7 protein-coding genes are annotated in these 10,218 nt (G+C 67.3%); 3 read left to right on the top strand and 4 right to left on the bottom strand.

Going from position 1 to position 10,218, the window contains the following annotated elements; all coding sequences use genetic code 11:
• Positions 1-43 precede the first annotated feature (43 nt).
• The gene (locus LLH23_23125) at positions 44-1,141 is read left to right on the top strand and encodes a Gfo/Idh/MocA family oxidoreductase (GenBank protein ID MCE5241368.1); all 1,098 of its coding nucleotides are present in this window, start codon (positions 44-46) and stop codon (positions 1,139-1,141) included.
• Positions 1,142-1,255: 114 nt separating this feature from the next.
• Positions 1,256-2,290, top strand: a complete 1,035-nt coding sequence (locus LLH23_23130) for an endonuclease/exonuclease/phosphatase family protein (protein ID MCE5241369.1) — start codon at positions 1,256-1,258, stop codon at positions 2,288-2,290.
• Between the two features lie 53 nt (positions 2,291-2,343).
• Here the strand turns inward: LLH23_23130 and pckA are convergent, their stop codons facing one another.
• The 4 genes from pckA to LLH23_23150 form a co-directional block, all read right to left on the bottom strand.
• Positions 2,344-3,969, bottom strand: coding sequence for a phosphoenolpyruvate carboxykinase (ATP) (gene pckA, locus LLH23_23135; protein ID MCE5241370.1), 1,626 nt, complete (start codon positions 3,967-3,969; stop codon positions 2,344-2,346).
• An 83-nt stretch (positions 3,970-4,052) separates the two neighbouring features.
• The gene (locus LLH23_23140) at positions 4,053-4,583 is read right to left on the bottom strand and encodes a DUF2148 domain-containing protein (GenBank protein MCE5241371.1); all 531 of its coding nucleotides are present in this window, start codon (positions 4,581-4,583) and stop codon (positions 4,053-4,055) included.
• 179 nt (positions 4,584-4,762) lie between these two features.
• The gene (locus LLH23_23145) at positions 4,763-6,811 is read right to left on the bottom strand and encodes a FecR domain-containing protein (protein MCE5241372.1); all 2,049 of its coding nucleotides are present in this window, start codon (positions 6,809-6,811) and stop codon (positions 4,763-4,765) included.
• Positions 6,812-6,947: 136 nt separating this feature from the next.
• A complete protein-coding gene (locus LLH23_23150) occupies positions 6,948-8,861 on the bottom strand; it encodes an adenylate/guanylate cyclase domain-containing protein (protein MCE5241373.1) in 1,914 nt (637 codons plus the stop codon).
• Positions 8,862-9,086: 225 nt separating this feature from the next.
• On the opposite strand from LLH23_23150, the gene LLH23_23155 reads away from it, so the two are divergent.
• Complete coding sequence (locus LLH23_23155) at positions 9,087-10,148, top strand: alpha/beta fold hydrolase (GenBank protein ID MCE5241374.1); 1,062 nt, start codon at positions 9,087-9,089, stop codon at positions 10,146-10,148.
• Positions 10,149-10,218: the final 70 nt, after the last annotated feature.

Consider the following 10,218-nt stretch of genomic DNA (forward strand, 5'->3'; position numbering starts at 1 on the left):
CGATCAAGCGAGAGCCGGGGGACCGGCAAAGAGGAGAGCAGACATGGCCAACTACCGTTCACTACTCGTAGGCTGCGGCGCGCGCGCGACCGAGCACGCCGACGTCTACCGCGACATCCCCAACATGGACCTGGTCGCTTGCTGCGATTTGCTGCCTGAACGGGTCGAGCACTACAAGCAGACCTACGGCATCCCCGAGGGCTACACGGACCTGCACGAGGCGCTGGACAAGGTGAAGCCCGACGTGGTGCACTTCGTGACCCACCCGGCCCATCGCGTCTGGGAAGCGCAGACGGCCGCCGACGCCGGCGTCAAGGCCTGCATCATCGAGAAGCCGGTCGCCGTGCTGCCCTCCGATGTCACCGGGCTGGATGGGGTGCACAACAGCACCGGCATGGAGATCATCACCAACACCCAGCGCAGCTACTTCCCGCAGTTCAACGATGGCACCATCAGCGACATCGTGCAAAGCAAGCTGGGCGAGGTCTACATGGTGCATTGCGGGGCCAAGGGCAACTCGATGTCCATGGGGCCGCACATGATGGACCTGCTGCTGCTGTTCCTGGGCCGGCCGACGCCGCTGTCGGTGTGGGCGATGGGCTACGAGATCTGGGAGTCGCAGGAGGGCAAGCCGGACTACCGTGACACCCACCGCTCCCCCGAGCACCTGCTGGCCGAGTACTGGCTGCCGTGCGACTGGCAACAGTCGCCCAACGTCCGGGTCATCTTCGAGTGCGGCGAGGACGTCGTGGGCACACCCAATGAGCAGAGCTTCTGGATGCACCTGCACTTCGACTTCCTGGGCTCCAAGGGCCGCCTGTACCTGACCCAGAACAAGGGCTACTGGTACCAAACCGAGGGCATGGCCGAGCCCGTCCACGGCGAGAGCAGTTGGGACAAGCAGGGCCGGTGGGGCCAGCGCGACTTCACGGCGGCCGTGGCGGACCACCTGGACGGCAAGGCGCTCCACCACAACCGCTGGGAGACGGGGCGCGTGGTCGTCCAGTCGCTGCTAGGCGCCCAACAGTCCATCTATGAGAACACGAAGATTGACTTCCCGCTGAACTTCAACGACGCGCAGTGGCACGCCCTGCGCGCGCGTCTGCTGGCCGAACAGAAGGCCCGCGAGGCGAAGGCGTAGCACAGAGCACAGTTGTGAAGTCAGCGGAGGGGCAGGGGCTCGCCCGGTGGCGGCCGCTGCCCCCCCTGCCTCCCGTATCGCGGCCGTCCCGGGGCGCCGCGCCAGCAAAGCAACATGAGCCATCGAAACCGCAACAGCGGGGGGACGACGCCGACGCCGCGCGCGCGGCGCACATTCTGGGGTTGTACACGTGTCTGGTGCCTGCTGTGGACGGTGCTGGCAGGCCTGTACCTGCTGGCCGTCCTCATCCTCGAGCACGCCGTGAGCGACAGCTTCGTGCCGGCCTATGTGGCGCGCTACGCGCCGCAGTTGCTGTTCGTACTCCCGGTGGGCGTCCCCCTGTTCTTCGCGGTCATCTGCTGGCGCAAACGCCTGATATGGGCGAACCTGGCGCTCATCGCCGTGGGGGTCGGGGTGCTCATGCCCCCCTCCTTCCCAACGCACCGCCTGCGTACTCAGCCCGCCGAGCGCATCCGTGTGGCGACCTGGAACGTCCATGAGGACTTCAGGAACGCGGCGGCCCTGGGCGTGGCTCTGGCCGAGCAGGAGCCGCAGATCGTGTGCCTGCAGGAGGCACGGCGCGACACCTTCGCCACCGTCCTGCGCGGCGCGGAGACGGCGCACACGCACGAAGTGACGACCCTCACGACGGGTCACATCGAGGCTGAGAGGGCCATCCGTCTGGGACCCTATCCGAACTACCGGTGGGGCCTGGAGACGAAGATCAAGCTGCCCCAGGGGACGCTGACCGTGCTCAACGTCCACTTTCTGACCGCGTTCACGGGGCGCACGATCCGGCGCCACCGGTACGACCTGGGGGGCTTCCTGCAGCGCACCGCTGCAGCGCGGCGCCTGGAGGCGGAGGCGGTGCAGGAGTGGCTCGAGCACACGAAGGGGCCCCGCCTGGTGGTGGGGGACTTCAACAGCCCTCCGGGGAGCGATCCGTACCGGCACATTGCCGCGGCGACGACGGACGCCTTTGACGTGTGCGGGCTGGGCTGGGGGTACACCTATCGTCGCGACCACCCGATGATCCGCATTGACCAAGTCTTCTGCAGCCCGGAGGTCACGCCGGTGCGGCTGCGCGGCGTGCGCGGAGGCCTCTCGGATCACCTGCTGGTGGTGGCGGACATCGTCCTGCCCCAATGACAACAGGCGCGGGGTGACCCGCGCCTGTCGGTGTGTGTCTACAGCCTCAACGCCTAGGACCGCTGCTGCGGCCCGGCGGCGATGATCTCGTCCGCTACCTGCCCCCTGAACTTGTCCATGTTCTTCTGGAACAGCCCGACCAGTGTCGCAGCCTGGACGTCGTAGGCGGCCGCATCAGCCCACTGCTCGCGGGGCCGCAGAACCTCGGGCGGGACGCCAGGGCACTCGGTCGGCACCTCGACCCCGAAGAGGGGATCGCGCACCGTCGGGACATCGTCGAGCGCGCCGGAGAGCGCCGCCCGGACCAGCGCCCGGGTGTGCTGGATCGAGATGCGCTTGGCGCCGGAGGCGGCGGAGCCGCCCTGCCAGCCCGTGTTGACCAGCCAGCACTTCACGTTGTGCTTGCGCACGCGGTCGCCGAACATCTGGGTATAGAAGGTCGGCGGCAGGGCCATGAAGGGCGCGCCAAAGCAGGCGCTGAACGTGGCCTTCGGTTCGCTGCCCATGCCGCTCTCGGTGCCGGCCACGCGTGCCGTGTAGCCCGACAGGAACTGGTACATGGCCTGCTCGGTCGTGAGCTTGGAGATGGCCGGCAGCACGCCGAAGGCATCGCAGGTGAGCAGCACAATGTTCTTGGGGTGCGGGCCGCGCCCCTCGCGGATGGCGTTGGGCAGGTGGCTGATCGGGTAGCCGGCTCGCGTGTTCTCCGTCAGAGTTGCATCGTCGAGGTCCACGCGCCGCGTCTCGTTGTCCACCATCACATTCTCGAGGATGGTGCCGAAGCGGCGGGTGCACTCATAGATCTCCGGCTCGGCTTCGCGCGAGAGGTTGATGACCTTGGCGTAGCAGCCGCCCTCGAAGTTGAAGATCCCGTTGTCGCTCCAGCCATGCTCGTCGTCACCGATCAGGCGGCGCTCGACATCGGCCGACAGGGTCGTCTTGCCCGTCCCCGACAGGCCGAAGAACAGGGCCACGTCGCCGGTGCGGCCCATGTTGGCCGAGCAGTGCATGGACAGGACTTCCTGTTGCGGCAGGTAGTAGTTCAGGATCGTGAAGACCGACTTCTTGATCTCCCCGGCGTACGAGGTGCCGCCGATCATGACTGTCTTTTGGCCGAAGTCTACAATGATGAAGGCCTCGGAGTTGGTCTTGTCGAGTTCGGGAAGCGCGTGGAAGTGCGGGAAGGCCAGGACGCGGAACTCAGGGCGATGCTCGTCGAGCTTGGCCCGGTCCTTGATCTGGATGAACATGTTGCGGGTGAACAGGCTCTGCCAGGCGTTCTCGGTGATGACGCGGATGGGCATGCTGTACTGCGGGTCTGCGCCCACGAAGCAGTCCTGGACGAACAGGTCGCGGCCCTGGACGTAGGCCATCAGGCGCTGGTAGAGGGCGTTGAAGCGCTCCTGCTCGAAGGGTTTGTTGACATCGCCCCACCAGACGTGGTCTTCGCTGGTCGGCTCCTTGACGATGAACTTGTCGTCAGGGGAGCGGCCGGTGTGGTGGCCGGTGCGGACAGCGATGGGGCCGAGGTGGCACAGGATGCCCTCACGGCGTCGCACGACCTGTTCATAGAGGGTCGGGGTGGTGGGCGTCCAGTAGACGTTGCCGACGTTCTTGAAGCCGTGATGCTCCAAACCATGGCGCTTGGGGTGGTCGAAGTCGCAGAACTGGTCGGTCATGGTCGGGACTCCTGTGGCTGAAGTGCCTTTGAGTATATCATTATATTCTTTCCCGACAAGACCCTTTTTCCGCCTCGCACCGCCTATTTCCGGTCAAAGTAGATGCTCTTGCCTCGCACCGACAGCGGCAGGCCGTGCGCCAGCGCCACCTCCGGCCCCAAGAGCCCCAAGCGCACCGCAGCTCTACCGATTGTGTACATGATCCGGTTGTCTACGCGGTGGTCCATCGCCACCGACGCCGCCGACCCGAGCGCGATGCCCAGATCGCCCACCATCAGGGCGCAGCGGGCCCCGGCCTGTTCGCTGGCTTCGCAGCCCGGGAAGCCGCACAGGTCGCAGCCCGGGACATGCCGCCGGTCCAGCTTGGTGCCGATGATCACGCAGGCGTCCGAGTTGGTCAGGTTCTGCGCATCGCGGGCGAAGAACGGTGCACTGAACTCCTCCGCGCAACGCCGCATCTCGGCCGCCAGCGCCTCCCTGTCTTCAGGTGTGGCCACGATGGCAGTGACGATCTGGTCTATGCCGCAGGCCTTGGGGGCCGTGCGCGCCGCAATGCACATGAGGCGGGCGACCTCAACGACGGCCTCCGCCTCCGGGTTGATGACAAGGGCCATGGTGAGCCTCCGTGGGGGTAGGATGTGCGCCACTATTCGCCCCGGACACCGCCGCCCCTTCCCGCACGGGCAGGCCGGGGGGGACACGGCGCGACGCGGACCTCACAGGAGATCCGCGTCGCGGATGCCGCCCCGGGGTGTGGCGGCGGTTAACGGCGACGTCCACCGTCCGGCTTGCCTCAGCCGCCCCGTCGCCGTCGCTGTTTCTCCATCTCGATCCAGAACCGCTGCGCCCATTCGCCATACTGGCTATTGGGGTCGTTCTCAATGATGGACTTGACTTCCTCGCGCGCTTCGTCCCAGTTGCCGGCCCGGATGTGCATCTGGGCCAGGGCTGCCGAGCGCGGCGAGTCGGTCGCGCTGTGGGCGTGCTTGGCGGTGAAGAAGTCAGCGCGCTTGGCCATGACATCGGCGATGTACATGTGCGGCTCGGGCTTGAGGATGGCGATGAAGATCAGGTAGCCGATGATGATGAAGACCCACAGGCCCTTGGGGGCACGCGTTCTCAGCGCCGCCACGCGTGTCTGACGGCTGGTCTCCAGCAGGCCCTTCTCAGTGGCCTGCAGACGGTCCACCTCTTGCTTGGTCATGTTCTCGACGAGAGTCGTCTCACCGGCGTTGGCGCGCTTACCGGCCTGGACGGTGCGCTCGTCCTGCGCCCATCGCTCCAGACCGAAGCCCTCGTCCAGTCGAACCGCACGGGTGATGGACACCGCGCCCTCGTTGACCGCCACCGCTCCCTGCTGCTTGCCGATCTCCAACTGGAAGGCCGTGCCGCGCACGCCGAGGGTCAGCAGCGGGGTGTCCACCGAGAAGGACGACTGGCGGCTCATCATCTTGCGGACCTTGGTGAAGAAAGCCCCGACGTTGACCCGCAAGGAGGTGATGACGCCGCCGTTCTCGAGCATCTCCAGGTTCTCGACCCGCATCTCGGTGTTCTGGAACAGGCGCATCTCACTACCATCGTGGAAGCGCAGGAAGGCGTGTGACTGGCGGCCCGTGACCACCAGGTCGCCCGGGAAGAGCTTCTCGCCCCGAACCGCCGGCTGCAGGGCCTGCGTGGTCCGGTGGGCCACCTGCACGACGCCGTTCATGTCGCTCACGATCGCCGTGCCCTCGGGCACGCGGCCCACCACATAGAAGGCCACGTAGACATAGAGACCGGCGAAGAGAGCGAGCATCCCCAGGGCACCGGCGATGCGCACCGGCCAGGACGTCTGGCGCCATACGCGCACCACCATCGGCAACTGCATGTCGTCGGGCAGGGCCAGCAGGTTCCCCCGCCGGGCCTGAGCGATCATGTAGGCGGTCATGTTCTGCCACCGGTCGGCCAGCAGGCCGATGATCAGCAGCGGCGCCTCGGCAATCGGGCCGGCAATCGGCATGCGCAGTTGGTTCACGAGCCAGTTGATCAGGGCGATGACCGCCGCGCCGATCGTGGCAGTGCGCAGGTTGCCGTTGCCGCTGGTGACCGACCCGCCGCCGATGAGCGCGGCGGTCAGCGGGGTCAGCATCCAGACCATCTGCCCGGAGGGGCCGATGATGGCCATCGAGGAGGAGGCAATCAGCAGTCCGGCCAGACCGGCGATGAGGCCGCTGGCGAGGAAGGCCATGAGCACGTTCTCCGCCGAGCCCAGGGCGGCGCCTTGCACGCGGTTGGGGGCACTGCCCACGGCCGCGAAGGTCTCGTGGTTGAACAGCAGCCGGGCGCCGAGCAGGGCAACGAAGAACAGGGCGAGCACGACGGGGATGCCGCCCACGTTGGTCTCGCCCACCGCCGCCAGTTCCGGCGCGGCCATGACGAGGTCCAGGCGCGAGGTGGCGTACATGACCAGTTGCAGCGCCACCGCGCCGGTCATGATGGTCACCATCGCCGAGGAGATGCGGGTGCGGCCGGCGAGGAGGCCATTGATGGCCCCCAGCAGCAGACCGACGCCTAGCGCGCCGGCGATTGCCAGCCCGTAGCCGTAGGGCGACAGCACCGCCGCCGTACACGCCGCCAGCCCCGCGATCGAGCCCGCGCTGAAGTCATAGTGCCCCTTCATCAGGGGGAAGGTGACACCCAGGGTCACCATGCCCACCAGGCCAAAGCCGAGCAGGAGCTGGCGCATGGCCACTCCCGAGGGCCCCAGCAGAGCCGCCATCACCAGTAGCACCACCACCGCGAAGAACGGGGCCATCTGCCCAACGGCCGTGCCTTGGAGCCAGTAGTAAGGATTGCGGCCCATCGCCCGTCGCAGCTCAAGATCAAATAGCTTGCTCCCACAAGCCTCGCAGACCCGAGCCCCGAGAGGATGGGCATGACGACAGCGTCCACAGGTTACGCTGGCCATGGTCTCACCTCACAGAATGTGAACCACCGCGTCAGGACGGCGCCACGGGCGGAGGGGATGAGGATGCTCCCGCGGTGGCGCCTGTCTTGCGTCCGACGATCTCGAAGACCTCGATGGGCACCGGGTGCCCGCGAATCTCGTGCATGCCGTGGCTGCGCGTCTCAATCTGATCACTGACCCGTTCCGCCACTTCCTTGGTGCACAGGATCGTGGTCCCCAGTTCCTTGTTGTAGCCCTGCAGACGCGCGGCCAGGTTGATGGCCTGCCCCAGCACCGTGTACTGCGTGCGGATGTGCGAGCCCAGGCTTCCCACCAGCGCCTCCCCGGTGTTGAGGCCGATCCCGATGCGCATCGGCCCCGGAAGGGTGCCTGACGATACCCAGCGCTCGTTGAGCCCGTCCAGGGCCGCGATCATGTTGATCGCCAGGTCCACCGACCGCTGCACGTGGTCCGTCTGGTCCTGGATGGCGTTGAACGTCACGAAGATCTCGTCCCCGACGATGTTGTCAATCGTCCCCTCGACATCGAAGGCGAGCTGTGTGACCGACTCGAAGTACGTGTTCAGCACCGCGATGACATCGTGGGGATCCGCTGTGGCGGACCAGGCGGTGAAGCCGCGCACATCGGCGAAGAGCGCCGTCACGGGGCGCTTCACACCGGCGGCGCGCACCTTCATCTCGCCCGTGTCGAGCTTGGCCACGACCTGGGGCGGAGCATAGCGCCCGAACTCATCGCGCAGGCGCTTGCGGGCGGCCTCCTCCGTGCACAGGCGGAAGACAGCGATCACGCCGAAGGTCAGCACCATCGCCAGATTCGGGGCCAGACCCGGCCAGACGACGCCGGACTGCGAGAAGGCCTTCAGCCCCAGGACGTTGTAGCCGGCCAGGAGCAGTGCGACAACGAAGAGCCCCATGGCGGGCCGCAGGAAGGCTCCTGCCAGTGCCGCCAGCACCGCCACGACCAGCACCAGGCCCAGAGCGTCCGACGGCTGGGTTGGCTTGAGCAGGCGCTCCTGCAGCAGGCTCTCCAGGCCCTGTGCCAGGACCTCGACTCCCGGCATCTTCGGTCCCATGGGCGTCGGGTGCTGGTCCAGCAGCCCCTCGGCGGTGAAGCCGACGATGACCACCTTGTCCTTGAAGGTGCCCCGGCTGAAGCGGCCCTGCAGCACGTCCACGTAGGAGACGGCCTTGACAGTGCCCGGTGGGCCGATGAAGTTGATCAGGAAGCGGCCCTGGCTATCGAGGGGGACCTGGCGGCCGGGGCCCAACTGGGCGGCGCGGCTCAGGTCCATCTGCATGTTCTCGATGGGCAGGCCCTGCGCGAACGAGGTGAGCTTGAGCAGCAAGGTGGGGTAGAGGCGGACGCCCGTGCGGGCCATCTCCTGCACGAGCAAGACCCCACGACGCATGATGCCATCGGGATCAGGCACGCCCACAAGTGCCCCGGCGCCCGCGGCCACCTGGCCGAGGGAAGCCTGCGGCGCGACCATCGCGCCGGCCGTCGGCAGCAGAGGACGATGGGCGACCAACGCGGGAGCGACCGCAAAGGCCTCCGGGTTGCCCGCGCCGGCGGCGCGGCTGCGAAGCTGGCCCGGGTACAGACCGAGAATGACGTTGCCGCTGGCCTGGCAGGCGGCGGCGAGGGCTGCGTCATCGGCGGGGTTCTTGGAGGGTTCGGCGAAGATGACGTCGAAAGCAATGGCCTTGGGCTTGTCGGCCTGGAGGTTCTGCAGGAGCCGGGCATGCACCCGGCGGTCCCACGGCCAACGCCCCAGGTCGGGATCGGCGAGGCTGCGATCGTCAATGGCGATGATGGCGACGCGTTCGGGGGCGTGGACTTCAGCGCGGTAGTAGAAGCGGGAGTCGAGGGTCTTCAACTCGTAGCTGTACAGCGGCCCCCCGGGGCGGCATAGCAAGCTGCAGACGACCGCGATGGCGACGGCCATCAACAGCCACCAGACAACGAGACGCCAGCGCCCAGACCGCTGCGCGCGCGGCTCCGGAGCCTGCGGCGCGTCCGGGCCTCCCTCCGTACTCACTAACACCACCCGCCTTCCGGGTCCCCAGCAACCGAGGATGCGGCAGTGTAGTCTAGTAACAAGATTGTAATTCAGCGCTCGGCAGCGGTCAAGGAAACTCCTGCCACGTGCTGCCGGGCGAGGACGGACACCATGAGCCTCGTGTCGCGATGGGTCTGTGTGCTGATGGCCGGGATGGTGATGTCTGTGGTCTGCGCCGAGCCGCCGTTCTACTCTGACAAGCTCAACTTGATGGTTGCGGTGGACGATCACGGCCAGGCGCGCGCGGTGGCGACCCCGCAGGACTGGCAGCGACGCCGCGCGCACATCCTGGCCAACATGCAGCTTGTCATGGGTGAGATGTCGCCCAGAAGCCGCCGCTGCCCACTGGACATGCAGGTGCTGGAGGAGACGCTGGGCCTGCACTGCCGGCGCCTGAAGATCACCTACGTGTCCGAGCCCGGCGACCGGGTTCCGGCGTACCTGTTCCTGCCGCAGCGGGCCGGGAAGCTGCCGGCGGTGCTGTGCCTCCATCAGACTACGAGTATCGGCAAGGGCGAACCGGCCGGGCTGGGGGGGCTGGCCAACCTGCACTACGCCCGCGAGCTGGCGCAGCGGGGCTACGTGACCCTCGCGCCCGACTACCCGGGCTACGGCGGCTACCAGTGCGACCCGTACGCCATGGGCTACGCCAGCGCCACGATGAAGGGCATCTGGAACCACCGTCGGGCGCTGGATCTGCTGCAGAGCCTGCCGCAGGTAGACCCGGAGCGGCTGGGCTGCATCGGGCATTCCCTGGGCGGGCACAACACGCTCTTCCTGGCAGCCTTCGACGAGCGGGTGAAGGTCGCCGTGACCAGTTGCGGGTTCAACTCGTTCGCCAAGTACATGGGGGGCAACCTGAGCGGCTGGTCGCATAGGGGCTACATGCCTCGCATCAAGGAGCGCTACGGCTGCGACCCGGCGAAGATGCCCTTCGACTTCACCGAGGTCCTGGGCGCCATCGCCCCGCGGGCAGTGTTCGTGAACGCCCCCACGGGGGACAGCAACTTCGCCATGAGCGGCGTGGAGGACTGCCTGCGCGCGGCCACGCCGGTCTACGCGCTCTACGGTGCGACAGACCGGCTGCGGGCGGCCCATCCCGACTGCGGCCACGATTTCCCGCCGGCCGTGCGCGAAGAAGCGTATCGGTTCGTTGATTCCTTGCTGAGATGAACAGGCCGTGGGTGTCGCGTCGTGTGCGACAGGCCTCACGGCCGGCGGCGGGTCCCGTCGCACACGACGC

The organism is bacterium, from assembly GCA_021372615.1.
Lineage (GTDB): Bacteria > Armatimonadota > Zipacnadia > Zipacnadales > UBA11051 > JAJFUB01.